This window comes from Chryseobacterium sp. 22458 (genome assembly GCF_052044975.1).
GTDB lineage: Bacteria > Bacteroidota > Bacteroidia > Flavobacteriales > Weeksellaceae > Chryseobacterium.
This window is the reverse complement of the sequence record NZ_JBQEOA010000001.1, coordinates 534815-555429: the sequence shown is the minus strand read 5'-3', so window position 1 is coordinate 555429 and position 20615 is coordinate 534815. Positions and strand designations below refer to the sequence as shown.

General features: G+C 36.3%; 21 protein-coding genes. 5 read left to right on the top strand and 16 right to left on the bottom strand.

Annotation, left to right across the window (positions count from 1 at the left end; genetic code table 11):
- Nucleotides 1-14: 14 nt before the first annotated feature.
- Nucleotides 15-464: a hypothetical protein gene (locus tag ACTJJF_RS02365; protein ID WP_312300980.1), complete on the bottom strand. Its 450-nt coding sequence runs from the start codon at nucleotides 462-464 to the stop codon at nucleotides 15-17.
- A gap of 509 nt (nucleotides 465-973) precedes the next feature.
- On the opposite strand from ACTJJF_RS02365, the gene ACTJJF_RS02360 reads away from it, so the two are divergent.
- Entirely contained in the window at nucleotides 974-1261 is a 288-nt protein-coding gene (locus ACTJJF_RS02360) for a GNAT family N-acetyltransferase (RefSeq protein ID WP_065398332.1), read from the top strand.
- Here the strand turns inward: ACTJJF_RS02360 and ACTJJF_RS02355 are convergent, their stop codons facing one another.
- Nucleotides 1262-2359 (bottom strand): MBL fold metallo-hydrolase, encoded by a 1098-nt coding sequence (locus ACTJJF_RS02355; RefSeq protein WP_440698554.1) that lies wholly within the window; start codon nucleotides 2357-2359, stop codon nucleotides 1262-1264. It lies immediately after the preceding gene.
- 173 nt (nucleotides 2360-2532) lie between these two features.
- Here ACTJJF_RS02355 and ACTJJF_RS02350 point away from each other — a divergent pair, with 173 nt between their 5' ends.
- Nucleotides 2533-4062: a S41 family peptidase gene (locus tag ACTJJF_RS02350; protein ID WP_440698553.1), complete on the top strand. Its 1530-nt coding sequence runs from the start codon at nucleotides 2533-2535 to the stop codon at nucleotides 4060-4062.
- Nucleotides 4063-4142: 80 nt separating this feature from the next.
- Here the strand turns inward: ACTJJF_RS02350 and ACTJJF_RS02345 are convergent, their stop codons facing one another.
- From ACTJJF_RS02345 to ACTJJF_RS02325, 5 genes are all read right to left on the bottom strand, one after another.
- On the bottom strand, nucleotides 4143-4733 hold the full coding sequence (locus ACTJJF_RS02345; protein ID WP_440698552.1) for a hypothetical protein: 591 nt from the start codon (nucleotides 4731-4733) through the stop codon (nucleotides 4143-4145).
- 4 nt (nucleotides 4734-4737) lie between these two features.
- On the bottom strand, nucleotides 4738-5256 hold the full coding sequence (locus ACTJJF_RS02340) for an RNA polymerase sigma factor (protein ID WP_440698551.1): 519 nt from the start codon (nucleotides 5254-5256) through the stop codon (nucleotides 4738-4740).
- 402 nt (nucleotides 5257-5658) lie between these two features.
- Nucleotides 5659-6477 (bottom strand): hypothetical protein, encoded by an 819-nt coding sequence (locus ACTJJF_RS02335; RefSeq protein ID WP_440698550.1) that lies wholly within the window; start codon nucleotides 6475-6477, stop codon nucleotides 5659-5661.
- Nucleotides 6478-6486: 9 nt separating this feature from the next.
- Entirely contained in the window at nucleotides 6487-6999 is a 513-nt protein-coding gene (locus ACTJJF_RS02330; RefSeq protein ID WP_440698549.1) for an RNA polymerase sigma factor, read from the bottom strand.
- A 152-nt stretch (nucleotides 7000-7151) separates the two neighbouring features.
- Entirely contained in the window at nucleotides 7152-8780 is a 1629-nt protein-coding gene (locus ACTJJF_RS02325; protein WP_440698548.1) for an NADP-dependent glyceraldehyde-3-phosphate dehydrogenase, read from the bottom strand.
- Nucleotides 8781-8945: 165 nt separating this feature from the next.
- Here ACTJJF_RS02325 and tpx point away from each other — a divergent pair, with 165 nt between their 5' ends.
- The gene (gene tpx / locus ACTJJF_RS02320) at nucleotides 8946-9518 is read left to right on the top strand and encodes a thiol peroxidase (protein ID WP_440698547.1); all 573 of its coding nucleotides are present in this window, start codon (nucleotides 8946-8948) and stop codon (nucleotides 9516-9518) included.
- A 182-nt stretch (nucleotides 9519-9700) separates the two neighbouring features.
- Here tpx and ACTJJF_RS02315 read toward each other — a convergent pair whose 3' ends face one another.
- A complete protein-coding gene (locus ACTJJF_RS02315) occupies nucleotides 9701-10270 on the bottom strand; it encodes a hypothetical protein (protein ID WP_440698546.1) in 570 nt (189 codons plus the stop codon).
- A 192-nt stretch (nucleotides 10271-10462) separates the two neighbouring features.
- On the opposite strand from ACTJJF_RS02315, the gene ACTJJF_RS02310 reads away from it, so the two are divergent.
- On the top strand, nucleotides 10463-10840 hold the full coding sequence (locus ACTJJF_RS02310) for a helix-turn-helix domain-containing protein (protein ID WP_440698545.1): 378 nt from the start codon (nucleotides 10463-10465) through the stop codon (nucleotides 10838-10840).
- A gap of 167 nt (nucleotides 10841-11007) precedes the next feature.
- Here the strand turns inward: ACTJJF_RS02310 and ACTJJF_RS02305 are convergent, their stop codons facing one another.
- Nucleotides 11008-11718 carry a DUF6261 family protein gene (locus ACTJJF_RS02305; protein ID WP_440698544.1) on the bottom strand — a complete coding sequence of 237 codons (711 nt, stop codon included), beginning with the start codon at nucleotides 11716-11718 and terminating at the stop codon, nucleotides 11008-11010.
- Between the two features lie 330 nt (nucleotides 11719-12048).
- On the opposite strand from ACTJJF_RS02305, the gene ACTJJF_RS02300 reads away from it, so the two are divergent.
- Nucleotides 12049-13545, top strand: coding sequence for a DUF6119 family protein (locus ACTJJF_RS02300; RefSeq protein WP_440698543.1), 1497 nt, complete (start codon nucleotides 12049-12051; stop codon nucleotides 13543-13545).
- Nucleotides 13546-13690: 145 nt separating this feature from the next.
- Here the strand turns inward: ACTJJF_RS02300 and ACTJJF_RS02295 are convergent, their stop codons facing one another.
- The 7 genes from ACTJJF_RS02295 to ACTJJF_RS02265 form a co-directional block, all read right to left on the bottom strand.
- On the bottom strand, nucleotides 13691-14473 hold the full coding sequence (locus tag ACTJJF_RS02295) for an MBL fold metallo-hydrolase (RefSeq protein WP_440698542.1): 783 nt from the start codon (nucleotides 14471-14473) through the stop codon (nucleotides 13691-13693).
- Between the two features lie 469 nt (nucleotides 14474-14942).
- A complete protein-coding gene (locus ACTJJF_RS02290; RefSeq protein WP_430801118.1) occupies nucleotides 14943-15482 on the bottom strand; it encodes a Crp/Fnr family transcriptional regulator in 540 nt (179 codons plus the stop codon).
- Between the two features lie 15 nt (nucleotides 15483-15497).
- Nucleotides 15498-17483 carry a urocanate hydratase gene (locus tag ACTJJF_RS02285; RefSeq protein ID WP_440698541.1) on the bottom strand — a complete coding sequence of 662 codons (1986 nt, stop codon included), beginning with the start codon at nucleotides 17481-17483 and terminating at the stop codon, nucleotides 15498-15500.
- A gap of 369 nt (nucleotides 17484-17852) precedes the next feature.
- Nucleotides 17853-18089, bottom strand: coding sequence for a hypothetical protein (locus ACTJJF_RS02280; protein ID WP_440698540.1), 237 nt, complete (start codon nucleotides 18087-18089; stop codon nucleotides 17853-17855).
- Nucleotides 18090-18144: 55 nt separating this feature from the next.
- On the bottom strand, nucleotides 18145-19125 hold the full coding sequence (locus ACTJJF_RS02275) for a 2-hydroxyacid dehydrogenase (RefSeq protein WP_440698539.1): 981 nt from the start codon (nucleotides 19123-19125) through the stop codon (nucleotides 18145-18147).
- 74 nt (nucleotides 19126-19199) lie between these two features.
- Nucleotides 19200-19463, bottom strand: coding sequence for a prevent-host-death protein (locus ACTJJF_RS02270; protein WP_440698538.1), 264 nt, complete (start codon nucleotides 19461-19463; stop codon nucleotides 19200-19202).
- A 305-nt stretch (nucleotides 19464-19768) separates the two neighbouring features.
- Nucleotides 19769-20419, bottom strand: coding sequence for a protein-L-isoaspartate(D-aspartate) O-methyltransferase (locus ACTJJF_RS02265; RefSeq protein WP_440699221.1), 651 nt, complete (start codon nucleotides 20417-20419; stop codon nucleotides 19769-19771).
- Nucleotides 20420-20615: the final 196 nt, after the last annotated feature.

Below are 20615 nucleotides of genomic sequence, written 5' to 3'. Positions count from 1 at the left end.
AATAGTTTTAATCTTTAATCGTCATGACCATGGCCATGATGCTTATTCTGCTTTTTATAGTATTTTTCTCTTTCTTTATAATACTTTTCCTGTTGTTTACGGTATTTCTTATAATCATTTTTATTTCTTCCGTATACAATCACCGGATTTTGTCCTCTGTAATATTTCTTTTTAAATACCACATATTTTTCTCTTCCCAGAATTCTTTCCAGCTCTGAATACCGGTCATTTCTCCATCTTCCCGGCTCTACCACATATACCCTGTTCCATGTATCATAATCACGGTACCTGTCATTCAGTGCATAAATCTGGTTAGCCTGAGTTGTAGACAATAAAAGATCAGCAACAACAGTTTGCCAGTTCACATCCGAAATACTCCTTCTGTAATCATTATAATAATCTGACTGGGCATAGCTCATACTGAACGTCCCGATCAATAATGCAGTTAACAATAACTTTTTCATTTCACTCCTCTTTAAATTAAACATGATGGTTTAGTCAATTAAAGTGCCAATTATGAATTAAAAATGCTAAGGTTTGTTAAAAAAGCATAAACAATTGATTATCTGCAGAATAAATTACATAATCGATTGTTTTTAATGGTATCTAAGTTTTAGAAAACCAAAAAGTTACAAAGTCTTTATTTTAAACATTTAAGTGCACTTTGGTAAGCTTAGAATGATACTGGAAAAAAGTACACCCAAGATAAAAATCAAAGATTTTCATACTCGGCTGTATTTATTAAATATAGTTTGGCAGTTGAAGAATATGCGTAATGGCAATAATCGTTTAATGATAAGATCTTTTATCTTTTATCTTTTATCTTTTATCTTTTATCTTTTATCTTTTATCTTTTATAATTATAAATTTCGTTAAGATTCGGGAAAACTGTTATTTCATATTAATTAATTTTGTAATTTTAAAAAGGAGAATGCATTCTCTGTTATGTTTAATCAACCAAATCTGAGTAATTATGGAAAATATAAAGTTTAAAGTAACTCCATATCAGGACGAACTGCAGTTACTTATTGATGGTGAAAAAGCAGGCTATATGTCCATAGAGGTTGACGGAAGACTGTTGATTGTATATTACACCAAACTGAACGAAGAACGTGAAGGGAAAGGATATGCCAAGCTGCTGCTGGACGAACTTGTTCGTTATGCGGAAGAGAAAGATCTGCTTGTAGACCCGGAGTGTGATTTTGTGCGCCAGCAGTTTGAAAATCACCCCAGAAGGTATAAGGATATCTGGCATGCCTGATCAGTCTTCCCACCAAGCGCTAAACTCCTGATCCGTCAGATTCATATCTACCACCTCTCCTATCATTGGAGTAAGGATATCAAGTCCGTTTTCTTTTCCAAAAGCTGTGATCTTTTGTAAAGGTTCATTCCAGGGATGGAGAGCCAGTGCAAATTTTGCGGCATGCACGGGAATAATATGCTTTGCCTGAATATCAGCCGCTGCCTGAATAACATCTTCGGGCATTGCATGAATATACCTCCAGGCATCTCCATACTGTCCGTTTTCAAGAATGGCGTAATCAAAAGGACCATATTGATCACCGATCATTTTAAAATGGGTATCATAACCACTGTCGCCACCCAGAAAAATTTTCCTGGTAGGTGTTATCAGTGCATAGGATGTCCAAAGGGTATCATTCTGCCTGATTCTTCTTCCTGAAAAATGCCTGGCAGGTGTAAAAACGATTTTTATATTATTTTTGAGGTTTATTTCGGCTCCCCATTCTTCCTCAATAAGCTGACCTTCCGTATACCCCCACCTTTCCAGATGCGCTCCTACTCCTAATGGAACAACAGCCATACCTGTTCTGTTTCTGATTGCTTTTACAGTCGGATAATCCAAATGGTCAAAATGGTCATGGGTAATCACAAGATAATCCAGATCCGGAATATCTTCGGGCTTAAAAATATCTGAACCTTTAAATGCTTTATTAAAATATTTAAAAGGAGAACCATATAAACTCAATACCGGATCTATCAGAAATGAAACACCATCAGTCTGAAGGTAATAAGAAGAGTGACCTAACCAGATAAATACATCCTTATTTTTATCGATGCTCCTGAGGTCTGTATGAGCAGAAGGAATTGCTTTGAGAGGCTTCAGTAAAGGATCTTTTTTACCCAAAAAGAAATCGTAGGTTACTTTCGACATCTTATATCCTTCGGCAATAGAAGGAGTGTAACTGATATTCTGAAACTGTTTTTTTCTGTATAATTTTGATTGTCGGATACGCTTCAGTCGTTTCCCCTTAGGCACTGCACCAAATGCTTTCATATTGATGACAATAAAAAAGGTTGCAGTCAAAATAACAACACAGGTAATAATCCAGTAAATCATTTGTAAAAAATAAGCTTCAAAGGTATTGACTTTTGTTTTGAAATGAAAATACGGATAGTTTGGCTACATTTTTTTAACTAAATTTATCATGTTTTTCAGAAAATTTATCATTCATTTAAGTGATGATTAATTTAAAACTTTCTATTTTAGCAGCTTAAAAAACTCAAAGTACATTGAAAAATTATTCGGTAATATTTCTTCTCGCTATGCTTTCGTCATGTGCATCTATAAAAAGACACAACGAACAGCGGGCTTCATGTATTTCTCCGGAGCAGCTTAAAGAGGATGTAGACTATGCCTATTCCAAGCTGAAGCAAATGCACCCTCAATTGTACTGGTACATTCCCAAGCAGGAATTGGAACACAAGTTTGACAGCCTTAAACAAACCCTGAATGAGCCGCTTACCCCTCTCCAGTTTTATTTCAAATTACAGCCGGTAATAGCAGGAATCCGTGAAGGACATCTTTCTTTAAGAATTCCCAGAAAGAAATTTACCAAAAAGGAAATTAAGAAATTTGAACACCAGAAGGGACTTTTCAGCCGTTTTGAATATTATGTAGACGGTGACAGAATGTATATTGTTCAGAACCCTGACTCTATTGAAAATATAAAACCCGGTACTGAAATCTTATCCATCAACCAGGTTCCGATTTCGGATTACATCAAAAAATACCGCAGCCTGATCAGCAGTGATGGCTACAATACTACTTTTCAGCCTTATTTTTTAAAGGATCTTTTTTTTAATTTTTATACTGCAGAAAACGGACTTGCCAGCCAGGTAACGCTTACCACTCTTTATAATGGGGAAAAACATACTTATACTTTAACCCGGGAATCCAAATCAAATACGGATCTTGAAAAAGATAAGGAAATGCAAAAAAGGACTGCCGAAAAGAAACTGAATGACTATGTTGCCGCCAGCAATTCTTACAACCGGAGTTTCAAATTCCTGGATAAAGACAGTACAATAGCTTATATAAAGGTAAAAAGTTTCTCCAGGGAATATTCTGATGAGTTTTATAAGAAGACATTTTCTAAGATCAAAAATGCAGAGTCAAAGTATCTGATTATAGATGTACGGAATAACTACGGTGGTTCCCTGTACGAGATCAATAATCTGTACTCTTACCTCACGGATAAACCATTTACACTGATCAAACCATCTCAGGTCACATCCAGAGATATTCCTTTAAGAACCAATTATTTCAGAAAAAGCGGTCCTTTTGAGTATGCTCTTAAAAGTATTGCCTACCCCAGTTACTTTTTTGCCCAGGCTTTCAGCACTTACAAAAAAGATGGGAAAGTTTTCTACAAAATGAAAGCTGATAAACCGACTAAACCCAGCAAAAATGCTTTTCATGGTAAAGTTTTTGTCCTGATCAACGGCGGCAGCTTTTCTGCATCTTCTATCATTACCGCTAAACTAAAGAATGATAAAAGAGCAACTCTTGTAGGAGAAGAAACCGGAGGGGCAAATGACGGAACGGTAGCCGGATTTTATTCTTATCAGAAGCTTCCCAACTCAGAAATCCGTTTTCCTATCGGATTGCTTCTTGTGCAGCCAAATATTGATTTTTCAGATTCAAAAAAAGGGGTAATCCCTGATATCGTTATACATGAAAGTATGCAGGACATTATTGATAAAAAAGATCCACAGCTGGATTGGATCAGGAATGAGATTTCTAAGGAAAATAAAGAATAAGCAGGTTTATAGAGATGGTAAACAGTTTTACCTAAATTATGGATATAAACTAGTTTCGGCGGGCTTTCAGCCCGCCGAAACTAGTTCTTCAACTCTTCAAGCAGCCTTTCAATATGGTGAATATATCTTCCATAGTAACGGTGGAACCAGAATTTACCGGAAAGATACAACAGGAATAGTCCTCCGATCACTGTACCAATGAGTATAATCGCAATTTTAATTTCACTCAGGGGCTCAGGCCATGGGATAAACTCAAGAACAATCAGGATTTCGCACACCAAAAACGGGGCAAAGCTGATATAATAGGACAGATAATATTGTTTATTAAGATTGAGCTGCATGATCAGGTCTTTCAGCGAATCATAGGTTTTGGGGACAGGATTACTGATCTCATTGTATAGCTTAAAAAACTTATTATAAAAGAAGACGGTAACAATGAGCATGGATGCTATCAAAACCGTAATATACAATTGGAGTTTGAAAGGCCGGCAAACAGAACAGACCATGAAGGCAAAAACAAAGATTCCTATGATCCACCAGAACTCCATGCGCATATTTTTACGTATTTTTTCCAGGGGGAGGTTGATTTTATTTCTTTGCTCTATATTTATTTCCGGAGTTTCTTCCGCAATATCTTCGTTCCAGGTATTTTTCAATTCATCGATATTCATTGGATTACTGATTTAAATGTTGTTTTAATTTATTTTGGCTTAAGATATCTTTTAATTTATTTTTGGCCCGGTTCATTTTTACTCTTGCATTCCCTTCCGAAATCCCCATTTCATCGGCAATCTGTTTTCCGGAAAAATCTTCCAGATAATAGAATATGAACGCTTTATCAATCGGATTAAGCTGATGAATAGCCTGATACATTTCAGTCAGTTTTTCTTCTTTCTGATCATCATAGTCTTCCTGTTCCAACGCATACTTGGAAAAATCTTCATTGGCAATAAAGCTTCTTCTTTTTTCAGATTTAAGGAAGATCAGGGCGGTATTTAAAGCGATTCTGTATAACCAGGTGGAAAACTCACTTTGTCCTCTGAAACCTGGGTAGGCTTTCCAGAGCTGATAGGTAATTTCCTGAAAAAGATCATTACGATCATCTTCTTCAGACATGTACATTTTAGAAATCTTAAAAATGATTCCTTTATGTTTTTCAATCTTACTTATAAACTCTTGTTCTAATGAGGTCATAGCTTGTTACTCTATAGAGTTAGTTTACGTTCAAAAAAAATGTTACAGCCAATTTAAAAAAATAAAAAACCCGACAGAAATACTGCCAGGCTCTCATCGTGTGTTTTTTAGCTTCTACTATTTTTAGGATAGCATTTGTACGAAATAATTTTGTGGATTTTTATTCTTAACAACTGATTGTAATATTACCATAGTACAATCAATCTTCTATTCTAATTTTCGTAGTTAGTAGAAAAAAAGTGAAAATGTTACATTCTTTTTATAAAAAAACCGACAAAAAAAATTTCTGCCGGTATATTTTATATATCATCCGTCTCCGATTGATTTAAAAATGTAAGGGTATAATAGAAAATCTGTCAGTATCATCAGAAAAAGTGCAATACCTGATATTGACAGGACAACTTAGTTCAATCTGTTTAAAGCCCTTTGTAAAGTAATTGCATCAATGAAGTTTAATTTAATCCCGATAATAATGAAGATCAGAAGAATCAGGGTAAGGAAAGCAATGATGAAAAAATACATCAGTACAAACCATAAAACAGTATTCAGGATATTTCCGCTGACACCTAATTTGTTCATAAAAAATTTCTGAGACCGCTCAAACCATGTTATTTTCTTTTTGACGTCAGAATCTGCCGGTTCAATACCGTTAAGCTCATCTACAAGGCGTACCACGTCATCAATGTATCTTCCGTACATATAATAAATCCAATACCTGATCATAAAAAATACTAACCCTACAGTGATCAGAAGACTGATCCCGAAAATAGCAAGATTGTATTCCATATCAAAATGAAAACTGATCTTGATCAAAGATAAAAGAAAGCCTAACGGAATATAGGTAATATAATATGAAATGTAAATTTCTTTCGATATAAGAAGCTGGGTTTTCAGATTAAACAGATCATAGTTCGTATTAATACTGTTCTTCCGGAGTAATTTATAAAGTTTCAGAAATCTTGAATAGAAATACATCATAAAAGCAATTGTCAGAATGGTGACAAACGTAGATATAATTCTGATATTTGAATCGGTAGATGCAAACGGAAAATTGGTTAAAAGCAATGGTAATGTGACAATCATCAGCCAGAATTCAGTTTTCATATTGATTTTCAGCATCTGAAGCGGGGAATGTATTTCACGTTGCTTTTCCAGGGAAATCTCAGGCAGCTCCTGGCCTGTATCTTTATTCCAAAGTTCTTTAAAATTTTCTAGTTCCATTATTGTGTTTTAATTTGTGTTTGCTTTTTGTTGTTTCACAATGATCTCCTTTAGTTTTTCTTTTGCTCTTTTAAGCTTTACCCTTGCATTCACCTCAGTAATTCCTAACTGAACAGCAATTTCTTTCCCGGGAAAGTCTTCCAGAAAGAAAAAAATCAGGGCTTTATCAATGGGGCTCAATTGATGAATTGCGTCAAACATCAGCTTCATGTTTTTATCATCTGTATCATTGTAAGGTTCCTGTGCAGTACTCAATCCGTCAATATCCTGATTCCTGATAAAACTACGTTTTTTTTCGCTTCGCAGAAAGACAATTGCAGTATTGAGTGCAGTACGGTACAACCATGTAGAGAAATCACTTCTCTTTTGAAAATCACCGTATGACTTCCAGGCCTGGTAAATGATCTCCTGATAGAGGTCATTCTGATCATCTTTATTATCCATATACATTTTAGAGATCTTGAAAACAACACCTTTGTGCTTTTCAATTTTCTCTAAAAATTCTTTTTCCAGTGAAGACATGGGGTATACACTAATCCTTTAGTAATATTTACAAAAACATTACCTTATTTATAAAAAGTATCAATCTTAAGGTATAAATTTAATAAATCCCTAAAAAAAAAAGAAGTTTATTAGGGATTTTTATTTTATGTTAAATACACTATGGATGGGTATTAAAAAATATAATCGGTACTTAAAAAGTTGGAATCATGTTCTCTGACGATGGTATTTAATAGTGTTTTGTTGGATTCCGTCAGCTTTGCGGCAACCAAAGACCTGATAGAAAATGAACGGAGCGCATCAAAAACAGAAAGTGTGCCTTCTGCACTGTCTTTGCGGCCGGTGAACGGAAATACATCCGGGCCACGCTGAGCCTGGCAGTTGATATTCACACGGCTTACAAGATTCACAAACGGATCGATCAATCTGGCTACTTCCTCCGGATCTTCACTGAAAATACTCACCTGCATTCCGTGAGATGCATTGACCTGATAGTCTATCGGCTCTTCAATATCTTCAAACGGAACAACAGGAATTACCGGCCCAAACTGTTCCTCATGATACAGTTTCATCTCATTGTTTACCGGATACACTACAGCCGGGAACACAAAAGACTCTTCCGTATACCCTCCGTCTTTATTCAGCACTGCAGCTCCTTTCGCCAGTGCATCTTCAATACATTCTTTTAAATAAGGAGGTTTATTCACTTCCGGAAGTGGAGTTACTTTCACATCTTTTTCCCATGGCAGTCCTCCTTTAAGGGCAGAGACGGCAGCACTCAGCTTTTCTGTAAATTCTAAAGCAATTTCTTTCTGTACAAATATCAGTTTCAAAGCTGTACAACGCTGACCGTTAAAAGAAAGCGATCCCAGAATACATTCACTTACCGCCACATCCAGGTTGGCATTTTTTGTGACAATGGCTGCATTTTTGGCGTCCAGGCTCAGGATTGCCCGTAAGCGGTTTACTTTCGGATGCAGCTTCTTCAATCCATTGGCAACTTTACTGGACCCGATAAAGGCCAGTACATTCACTTTTCCGCTTTCCATGATCGGAGTGATAATTTCCGAACCTTTTCCATACAGCGTATTTACAGTTCCTTTGGGAAAAGCTTCTTTGAAGGCATTCAACAAAGGATAATGTGCCAATACTCCGTGTTTAGGAAGTTTAAACAAAATGGTATTTCCCATGATGAGCGCAGGGATCAGTGTAGTAAAAATCTCATTCAAAGGATAGTTGAATGGCCCCATACTCAGCACCACCCCAAGCGGAGCTCTTCTGATCTGTGCAATGGTACCTTCTGCCTGCTGGAAACGGGAAGATTCTCTGTCCAGATCTTTTAAAGCATCAATAGTCTGGTTGATATAATCTACTGTACGGTCAAATTCTTTTGTAGAATCTGCCAGTGTTTTACCAATTTCCCACATCAGCAGCTTAATGATCAGGTCACGCTCCCGGATCATCAGGTACACAAATTTCTGCATACATTTTATTCTTCCTTCCACAGACATGGTGGGCCATTCTCCCAGACCATTGTCATAAGCTTTCACACATGCTTCCAGAACTTCCATCGCTTCTTCCGGGCCAATATTCGGAATGCTTCCCAATAATTTTCTCTCCAATCCGTTTTGTGCAGGAATGCATACCGGAGAATAGATATTCTGAGTTTCTCCTTTCCATTCTACCAGCTCGCCATTGAGAAGATATACCTTCTGATGGATTTCCGGAACTTTGAACTCTTCAGGAATTTCGTTTTCGCTTTTAAAAATATCATGAAATGATGCTGTATTTTCTGGACTCATAAATTTTTCTTTTTTTAATGTAATAAGGTTCATCAGGATTTGATAATATAAAGGTAGATGTAAAATAGATGGAATGAAACAGCCTGTTAATAGATTTATTCTATTTAAACAAAAATTAACCCCAGCTCCTGAAAAAAGAATAATTTTGTTTAAAAATAAATTTTCATGTTTTCAAAACTAGTTTTCAGTACACTATTATTCTTTTCTGCAATGGCTTTCGCCCAAAATACCAAAGCTCCCAATACGGTTTTGATGCGGGGAGAACCAGTACGTACCTATTCCCATTTACCGGCGCTTAATAAACCGGCTCCTAAATTTACCCTTACAGACGTCAATATGAATGATCAGACCCTGGATTCCTACAAAGGCAGATATGTCATCCTGAATATCTTTCCAAGTGTAGATACGGGCGTCTGTTCAGCCTCAGTGCATCATTTCAATGAAGAAGCGGGCAACCTTCCCAATACGGTAGTACTTTGTATTTCCAAAGATTTACCATTTGCCCAGAAAAGGTTCTGCGGTGCAGAAGGGATCAAAAATGTAGTGATGCTTTCAGATTTCCGGTCTGATTTCGGCTGGAACTATGGGGTGGAAATGATAGATTCATCCATGAAAGGGCTGCTGAGCAGAGCTGTTGTTGTCATAGATCCTTCAGGAAAAATAATCTATGAGGAACAGGTTCCGGATATTTCACAGGAGCCGAACTATGAAGCGGCAATTGCAGCTGTGAAATCATAGGTTTTTGTTTTAAAAAATATTTTAACAGCTCCGGCGATCTTCGATCGCCGAAGCTATTTTATAACAGACTGAAAAATCAGCAAATATCATTTCAAAAAAAATACCTGTAATAGCCATACAATATCAAAACCTGCCGATTGGCAGGTTTTGATTCTAATTCTCAAAGTTTTCTGGTGATGCGGTTATCTTTTCTTTTTGGTTGTCACTATAATCGCTCCGTTTTTACCTGCTTTGCCGTATTGTCGTACTGCATCTTTAGGGGAAAGCGTATTGATTGTTTTTATATCTTCAGATTTTAATGCCTTTAACTTATCTTCTGAAACCCTCTTGCCATTCAACACAACCATAGCTCTTTCTGGCGGTTTTGAAACTGAAGCTCCTATCCTGAATGATTCACTTCTGTAAACGGTTTGATCAACTGCAACTTTACCTGTTATCCTTGGAAGTTCTGTAGTTTTTATCTCCTGTGGTTTAGCTTCCTGTGCATTGACAGTTCCTAAGGCTCCACCGGCAATCAGCAATCCCATTGCCAGCTTGCCTGTAAGTGAAAGGTTCAGATTTCGTCCCAACTGATCTTCCCGGAATCTTCCACATATATTTTGGCCTGAACCCAAGCTATTGATGAGTTCTTCGTCTGAGGAGGCAGTAAAATCGTGGACCGTTTTAGAACATACACTGCAAAATTTTCCTCTTTCATCTTCTGTCATATTTTCCCAGTTCTCATGACAGGGTTTTGGTATTATAATTTTCATAGGATCTCTTTTACTTATAAAGATGCTCCCGGGATGAAAAAGGTTGGAAAGACGTTTGCATCCCCTTGCAATTTCCTATAACTGATAACCAACAACCAATAAAATGTTCCATTTTTTTTATTATTCATATCCCTTTCAAAATTGATTGTTTTTTTTGGGTAATATTTTGCATATTTGTAGAAAATACGGGTCATGCAAAAAGAAAAACTACGCAGCGTAAGAAAAAGAAAAGGCTTCACTCAGCAGCAGGTTGCTGATTTCATTGCTACAGATGTCTCTAACTACAGCAGAAAAGAAAGCGGAGATGTGGCTATAAGAAAAGAAGAATGGGAAAAACTTGCCCATTTCCTGGAAGTTCCTTTAGAGGAAATCTATGAAGAAGAGGAAGCTAAACAGGTTAATCATTTTGAAAATATTACTGCAAGTAGTGGTTTTGGAAATAATATCAATGGTAATCTTTATTGTAATGTTCCCGAATTTCTTCTGGAAAATCAGAGAGACTTTATAGAGCATCTGAAAAAGGAAAACCAAAGGTTGCAGGAAGAAATAAAAACTTTTAAGAAGAGATAAAAAAAACTCAGCAATGTGCTGAGTTTTTTATGTTATGGTTGGAAATCGCAAAGACGCAAGTAATATAAAGAAACACCGCTTAAGGCGCAAAGATTTTATCTCCGATAAAATTGAACACTGGATATTTTTAAAACCTTAGGTCTTTGCGTTTACTAAAAATCAGTAGCTTATTTTTCCGGTGCTGTATCACTCCCCTCTTTTTTCCCTAGCGAAGAGTTTTTTGCGGCCTTCACAAGTTCATTGGTATCGTTATAAAAAAGTTCCCACCCGGATACATCCTTCATGGCCGTAAGCAGATTGAAATAAGATTTCAAATTTTTCTCCAGATCCTTACGGATGGCACTGGCGCTTGTCATCTGCCGAAGATCTGCATTGGCTACTGCCTGGTCTGCAAACAGACTTTCAAAAGTTTCCTGCTTGCCTTTCATTTCTGCAAAGGCATTTTCTAAAGCAAGAAGACTTATCTTCTGTTTATTTTCCGGAGTTTCCAGTTGTTCTATCAGTTTTTTCATTTGAGCAGTCTGGGAAGAATAACTCAGCCTGTCAATGTTTAGTCCAAAACTTTTAAACACCATATACAGCTCTTCTGCAGCTTGATAATTCTTTGCTGTTGATAGTTTTCTGTAGCCGTTCAGGAATGCTTTCAGGTTTCTGTAGGCTATATCCCTTTCCTGATCTGCTGTTGCCACATCTATTCCTTTTCCACTGTAGATCTGTTTGGTATACACTTTATCATATTCTGCATATGAGGCTCCTAAAGCTCCTACAAGAGGATGATTTATGATAACAGGATATTTGCCGGATTGGGCATTGGAAATAATTCTTTGAGCTAAAGTCGCAAGATCTTTAGTACTCAGTTCAGTGAGTGCAATTTTCATTTGTGTGTTTTTATTTTTAATGAATAACAATCAAATATATAAAAAAGTTGTTTAGTTACAAACAAATTTAAAACACCCTTCCCGACTCCTCCAGAGGTTTCCCACAATTTGCAGGTGACTTCCCGAGATCTCGGGAAGTCATAAACATACTTGTTTTTAACAAACCGAGGACTCTGGAGATTTGTTTTGATATTGTTTTAAAGTTTCGGAGAGGTTGGGAAGGTTACAAACGGGGATGCTTTTGAGGTGGCAAGTTTTGAGTTACGGGAAACCGTAATACTATTCAATAAATACTACATATATTTAGAGAATAACTTTTAATTTAAACTAATGCCTAAATTCAACATTTATAAAATCCCTAGAACAAGTAAAGATTCTTTAACTGCAAAATTTGATACTATAGGATTACATTTAATTAATAATACCAACATATCAAATTTTGAATTAGACTTTTTTCTATCAACTAATCCTGACTCAGTAGAAATATGGTGGACAGATTTTTACAGAAGATTCCTTAATAATGTACCGCCTCCAGAAAATCAAATCTATTTTGCTTGTCTATTAATTTATAATCCAACCTCATGTTATGCAATAAGTTTAGGAAAAACGCACTTTTATCTTAAAGAATTCTGTGATTCAGAATTTGGAATAAATTTAGCCGAAAGAATTATAGATATAAATAATTTAAGATTAAAAAATTCTAAATATTATAAATCAAAAAAGAACAAAACTATTACTTCATTTTCAGAAAACACTTCATTAGACTATGATAGTGGAGAATCCTTACATTTTCTAAAAGCAAAAACCATATCACCCGATCTATGGGGTAAAATTGCAAGTTTTGGTCATTCAGTACAATTAAATGTGGATATCCAAATTAATGAATTACCAAGATTAATCCAACAAATTGAAACAAAATTAACAGATGAACCGTTAGCTAACTTTCCAAAAGCAGAATTGATTAAAGAATCACAAGAAATTGAAAGATTAGATTTATTGGTATCGGATGCTATCAATAATTTAGATCCTAATGTTGAAAATGATGAATTTGATTTATCAGGAGTCGATTTTGTTTTTACAGATAATGCAATATTTGTATTTAAGTTAAAAGGTACAAATATTGAAAGTGAAGAATTCCATGAACTATCAATTGAGAATTTAAAATTATTTATAGAAAATAATCACATTGATTTGTATCAAAACATTAATAATATTCAAGTAAAAGTTATTCGTGAAGAAGGTCGAAACTTTTATAAAGCTTTGAAGACAATTTTACAATTTATTACAGATGACCGTGAAACACTAATTGATGGTAAATGGCATAGATTTAATCGATCATATATTAATTTATTAAACGAAAAAGTTAAAAGAATTACTTTAAACCATAATCCAGATTTCGATTATCCAATACTAATAACAGAAACTACATTTAATAATAATAGGGAAAATGATGGGTATATAAACATTCATACTGAAAATGTAACTCTAGCAAGAAGATATAGAGTGGAAAAAATGGATTTATATAAAGAAGGAACACTATATTTTGTAAAAAAGGGAAATCCACAAAAACTAAATTACGTAATTGATCAAGCCTTAAATACTTTAAGATTATTAAAAAATAATGAATTTATAATTGAAGATAATGGAGAAGAAATGGAAGTTAAAAAAATTAACCTATGGTTTCTAATTGAACGAATAAATAACATTGCCGATCTATCTGATTTTAACTCTCTTATTTTTATTATGAAATTAAATGATTTATATAAGGAAGTTTCTGATTCTGGACTTACTCTCGAATGCAATATAAACTATTTAAATCGTGCATAAATTTATGATAAAAATTATTTTCGACCTTTATTCTAAGAAATTTTATAGCATAGGGATTTACCTGATATAAAAAAACAAAAGGCTTTAGTCAAAACTTAATTTTAAATTTCGGCTAAAGCCAATTATATTATCTGCAAAAAACAGGCTAAAGCCCGTTTCTATTGTTGCTAGATTCTATCAGCACCGCTCCATCTTTCAAAACGATATACTCCTGTCCCACTTCTTTCGAAACGTTTTCCAAATCCTGATCATCAAACACCTGCGGAATGTAGCATTTCTCATGCTTAAACAATCCATAATGTATAGGAACCAGTTTTTTTGCATGAAGCAAATGAGCCGCAGCAAAAGCTTCTTTCAGATTGAGGGAAGCCGGAACAGGGCTGTATTCCAGGCCTATGATTTCAAAATTGACGACCACTCCATTCACCGGTAAAAATGCGTAATCAATATTCTCATTTTCTTTTCCCAGCTTCCAGAACTGGTTGTGCCAGATAGTATCTCCGCCATGGAAGATCTTTGTCTCTCCGTCATCCACAATCCAGGAAGACTGTATCTCTCCCACTCCATCCATTGCAAATACAGGCTTGAAGGTGATATTGCTTTCTGTAAAGGTCTCATCCAGATCCAATATGATCATTTCAACATCTCCTATTATTTTCCGTACCACTTTTTCCAACCCGGAATAGACAATCAGTTTACCCTCCTTTTTCAGACACTTTCTGATAACACTTTTATCAAAATGGTCTAAATGCATATGCGTAAACAGAATATAATCTGCCTGCACATGATCTGAAAACAACAATACATCCTCAACAGCATCCCCTAAAACAGGCTTGTAATAAGAAAAATCTTCTACAGCGTCAATTAAGATCGTTTTATTTTGTGAAGTAAACTTAATGCCTGCCCAGTTTAATTTCTGTATTTCCATATTCTTTTTTCAGCAAAGGAAGAAACTTACGAAGGGCCAGTCAATAAACAAAAGTTAATTAATTTAGTTAGGGAGATGAATTTGGAAGTTAATATAGTGTTATAGTTTCAATTGTTATTCTTTGAATTGATGAATAGTGAGTTTTTTTAATGCAAATTAGCCGCAGATTCTGAGCAGGCAAAGATGACGGCAAAGCCGTTGATTAAACTAATGGTAAGAGTACGCTTCATCAAATCGATTGAAAATCGAGTCACACTTTGCTCACTTAAAATAATGCAGGTTTAAAATGGATGCTTTGCGTTTATAAAACCATGCAAAGTTTTTGTTTGTTAAGTGGTAAGTTTACAGGTAACTAATTATTAGATTCTTTATCGAAGTGCTCGCCGTGATTTTGAATTAAATACTTTAAAGATGTTCGCAAAGGCATTTCACTCAGCAAAATAAAATAGTCTTAGCAACTTCCAATTTCTTACAGAATTCTCTTTCTGATTCTGCTTAAGGAGATTGGGGTAATCCCGATATAGGAAGCCAGGTATTTTAATGGGATATTCTGGATATAATGAGGTTTATGCTTTAGAAGATATTCATATAAATCCTGGGGTGTATTTTTCAATAAAAGCATTTCCCTTTTCATGGCCGCATTGAGCTTTCTGCTCAGATAGTAATTCTGTACGAAACGGCAGTGCGGGTTTATAGCAAACAGATTTTTCACCTCATCCAGTGTGATTTCCCATGCCAGGCCTTCATTTATTGATTCATAGATACCTTCAGAGCCTTTACCAACGGTAAAAATATCCCCGGGAAAGTAAAATTCTGCACAGATCTCAGTATCTATGTCTGATGTATTGTGAAGGTAATATTTACGGACAAGCCCATCCTCAAGAAGATAGGCTTTGTGGTCCGGAAATATATTTTTCTTTGGAAATTCAACCTCAACAAACTTCTCCCATACAGGATCATTATCCTCTACGTTCAGATGTGAAAATAGTTTTTTGTTGATCGTTGCCAAAGCTGATTTTATAAATTACAGTAAATTTTCATCTACAAGGTTCGGAAGGGTTACCTTTAAATTAGGCTCTGCTTCCATGGCTCTTTTGATTGCAAAGACAGCACCTTCATTTCTTGCCCAGCTTCTTCTTGAGATTCCGTTGTTCACGTCCCAGAAAAGCATAGACTTCAGTCTTCTGTCAGCATCATCACTTCCGTCCAGCAGCATTCCGAAACCTCCGTTGATCACTTCTCCCCAGCCTACTCCGCCTCCATTGTGGATGGAAACCCAGGTAGCCCCACGGAAGCTGTCACCGATTACATTGTGAATGGCCATATCTGCTGTAAATCTTGACCCGTCATAGATATTGGATGTTTCCCTGTAAGGAGAATCCGTACCCGACACATCATGATGGTCTCTTCCCAATACTACAGGCCCTATTTCTCCGTTCTTGATCGCTTTGTTGAAAGCTTCTGCAATCTTCATTCTTCCTTCTGCATCCGCATAAAGGATTCTCGCCTGTGAACCAACTACAAGTTTATTTTCCTGCGCTCCTTTGATCCACTGAATATTATCTTTCATCTGCTGCTGAATTTCTTCAGGAGAGCTTTTGATCATCTCTTCCAGCACAGCACATGCGATATCATCCGTTTTCTTCAGATCTTCAGGGGTTCCGGCTGTACATACCCAACGGAAAGGCCCAAAGCCATAATCAAAACACATAGGCCCCATAATATCCTGAACATAGCTTGGATATTTGAACTCCCTGCCCAAAGTAGGATTGTCTGCCATTACATCAGCTCCCGCTCTGGAAGCTTCCAGTAAGAAAGCATTCCCATAGTCGAAGAAATAGGTCCCTTTTTCTGTATGCCTGTTGATTGCTGCAGCGTGTCTTCTTAAAGTTTCCTGAACTTTTTCTTTAAATAGCTCAGGATCTTCAGCCATCATTTTATTAGATTCCTCAAAACTCTGGCCTACAGGATAATATCCACCAGCCCAAGGGTTGTGAAGTGAAGTCTGGTCTGAACCTATATCAATTCTCAGGTTTTCCTGATCAAATTTCTCCCAAACATCAACAATATTTCCAAGGTAAGCCAAAGAAACCGTTTCTTTATTTTCCTGTGCTTCCCTTACTCTCTTTACCAGTGCATCAAGGTCTTCATGGATCTCATTCACCCACTTCTGGTCGTGACGGATCTTTGTTATTTTTGGATTTACTTCCGCACATACGGTAACACAACCTGCAATATTTCCTGCTTTTGGCTGGGCACCACTCATCCCTCCTAATCCTGAGGTTACAAAAAGGCCTCCTTTCGGTTCTTTTTTAATCTTCCTGAAGGCATTTAAAGCTGTAATTGTTGTTCCATGAACAATTCCCTGAGGGCCAATATACATATAGCTTCCCGCTGTCATCTGCCCATACTGGGTTACTCCAAGCGCATTGAATTTTTCCCAATCATCCGATTTTGAGTAATTTGGAATCATCATACCGTTGGTTACCACTACTCTCGGAGCATCTTTATGTGAAGGAAACAGCCCCATCGGGTGCCCTGAATACATTACCAGTGTCTGTTCATCACTCATTTCAGACAGATACTTCATCGTCAGGAGATACTGTGCCCAGTTGGAGAATACGGCACCATTTCCACCGTAAGTAATCAATTCATGAGGATGCTGCGCTACTGCATAATCCAGATTATTCTGGATCATCAGCATGATTGCTTTAGCCTGTTCAGATTTTCCCGGATAGTCGGTGATTGGTCTTGCCTTCATTTCATAATCCGGACGGAAACGATACATATAAATTCTTCCGTAGTCTTCCAGTTCCTGCTTAAATTCAGGAATCAGCTCTGCATGAAATTTGGGATCGAAATAACGTAAAGCATTCTTCAATGCCAGTTTTTTTTCTTCTTCTCCTAAAATCTCTTTACGCTTCGGAGCATGGTTGATATTTGTTTCATATGGCTTAGGCTGTGGCAGCTGTTGAGGGATCCCCTGTTGAATTTGTTCCTGAAATGTCATATTGCTATTTAAAGTTCTATGTTTTAAACAATGTTTGAAGTTTTAAAGATATTCAAATTATAAAATCCCTGCAACAAAAAGGAATGAAAGGTGAAAAGCAAAAAAGAAAATAAACGTTGACAATATCAAACCCCGATTGATTGATGTGTATATAAAGAATAACTATCATTAATTTTTAATCCTATATTTGAAAAGACGCACTTTAATTCCCCTCCTCCGGAGGGGAATTTCTCCGTACAAAATAAGTTGTTAAATTCAATAAAAAAAACCTTACTAAAAATCAGTAAGGTTTGTATAGCAAGTATTTAATTGTTTATGTCAGGACATCATCATTTTCTTCTTCGTGATCGTCCTCGTTATCGCTGAGACTCAATAGTTGTTTTCTTCATCTTCCTCCCCTATTTCTTCCATGTCATCATCTTCATCAGCTCCGGGAATATCCAGGCCTTTATCCAGTTTATCCTCATCCAGGTCTTCATCCAGAATAGGGTTTCCGTCTCCGTCTAATGAGATATGCTTTTCTTTTCTAAAAATATCTTCGTTGGGATTATAATCCATCTGCTCCAGTTTTCTGTTCTGTTCATTAATATTGTTTTCCGGTGTCATGACATTTAGATTTTAAAGTTAATATATGAAGAACAAAAATAATTCCAAGATAGCATCAATGACCGGAATAAACTTCAGGATTAGCACAATGTGGCATTTTTTCTCTTTTTGAAAAAGCAATGATATTTCCGGCTGCGAGTCTGGCCATACCGTTTCTTGCTTCCACGGTGGCAGAGCCAATATGAGGCAGAACACATACATTTGAAAGCTCCAGAATCGGATCGTCTGCAGACATAGGTTCGGGATTGGTAACATCAAGACCTGCCCCCCAGATCTGTCCGTCTACCAGTGCATTATAAAGATCTTTCTGCTGATGAAATCCTCCTCTTGCTGTATTGATAAAAATGGCATTGGATTTCATTCTTTTAAATACGGAATCCCTGAATAGCCCTTCCTGTTCAGGGGTAAAGCTGGCATGAACACTCAAGACATCAGAGCGCTCAATTAATTCATCAAAAGAAACATACTTTGCATCCAGCTCTTTTTCTGCCTGTACATTCTGATGGCGGTTATGATAAATGATATCCATACCAAAAGCTTTCTTTGATTTCTCAGCCATTTCATAGCCAATACGTCCTAATCCGAAAATACCCAGCCTCTTACCGTAAAGTTCCTGTCCCAAAGCATGCAAAGGATCAAAAGCTCCCCAATTACCTTCTTTTACTTTCCGGAAATTATAGCTGGCTCTTCTTGCAACGGACTGCATCAACAAAAAAGCTACGTCTGAAGTGGCCCTGCTCAGCACATCGGGGGTATTTCCCACCGGGATTCCTCTTTGAGTTGCTTCCTTAATATCTACATGATCAAAACCTACGGAGTACAAGGCAATGGCTTTAACATTCGGGCAGGCTTTAAAGAAACTGCCGTCATATTTAAATTCAGCTCCAATGCTTAAAATAGTGTCTGTATTTTTACAGTAGTTCAGCCATTCTTCATAGGAAAGGTTCTCGTGTTCAGGCAATATAATCTCTAACCCGGATTCTTTCAGCATGTTTATTCCTGTTTCTGGAATTATTTTATTGATAAAGACTTTCATTATAATGGTATTGTGTTTAAAAATAAATAACCTCACTAACAAAAGTAAGGTTATTGAACTTTAATATTAAAAATTTATTTTTTTTCATCTGAATCATGTTTGTTTTTCTCCCAGGCTTCTGAAGCCATCTCCTGAATTTCATCCCAGACTTCTTTTGCTGATTTCTGTGCATGCGTCATAAATCCATGTTTTGTTGCCTCCTGATTCTTACTTTTCATGTCCTGAATGTAATCTTTCACCTGTTGGGAATAGCTTTCTACACTATAACCCGGATTATTATGCAGGTTCTTCTGAAGATTACTAAAATCGTGTGATGCCTTGAATCTGTTCGTGTCCATAATCATAAGATTTTAAGTGGTTTCTGTTCCTAAAAGAGTCCAATTTTCATTCCGAACCGGGATAAAAATTTATTAAAAAACATTAAAATATGTGAAGGAATGAAGATAAACTAAGCATCTATTGTTTTTAAAAATATCACAGTATTATTTATAAGCCATTGCAAAAACCATTATTAAATAGTAGTAGATACACTATTTGTTAAAAATCATCTGTGCATTACTGGTAACCAACAAAGAAGTGGTGTTTGAGACCAGTTCTCCTACCAATTCCGCAAAATATATTAAAACGGTGATACATAAATTCCCTATTGATTTGTGCTTCCTAACATCGGAACAAATTTATACGCTCCGAATTCTTCTTTTTCAAATTCAGTAGGACCTATTTTGGTGAATCTGTATAAAACCTGCTCATCGGTAGGACCTAACGGAATGACCATGATACCGCCTACTTTTAATTGTTTCAGCAGTTCTGTCGGTAATGTTGAAGCACCACAGGTAACGATAATTTTATCAAAAGGAGCAAAAGTGGGAAGCCCTGCAAAGCCATCCCCAAAACTCTGAAATTTCGGGAACAGATGAAGTTCTCGTAATTTATTTTTTGAGAAATCAAACAGGTCTTTCTGTCTTTCTACGGTGTATACATGTGCTTTCATGACCATTAAAACAGCCGTCTGATAGCCACAGCCTGTTCCGATCTCCAATACTTTTTCACCTGCTTTTACTTTCAGCAATTCTGACTGTTCTGCCACTGTAGACGGATGTGAAATAGTCTGATGGGCCAGAATCGGGAAAGCTCTGTCCTCATACGCAAAGTCTTCAAAAATACTTTCAATGAAAAGATGTCTGGGAACTTCATTCATAGCCGAAAGTACATTTTCATCCGAAATCCCGATCCTGTATCGGAGATACTCAACTAAATTTTTTCTTTTTCCTTTATGTACAAACGAATCACGCATCATTATTTAGATAATAGTTATTAGGGTTACGCTATTGGTTTTACAAAAGTAACGAAACAATCTATACTGATCAACCTAAAGCGAAAAATGAAAGCTTTATCTCATCCATCAGTTCCATTTTATGAATAAAGGCCCGTAAAAACTGCTCACTGAATTATCAGCACATCTTTTTCTGACAAAAAAAGTATAGGTTGTC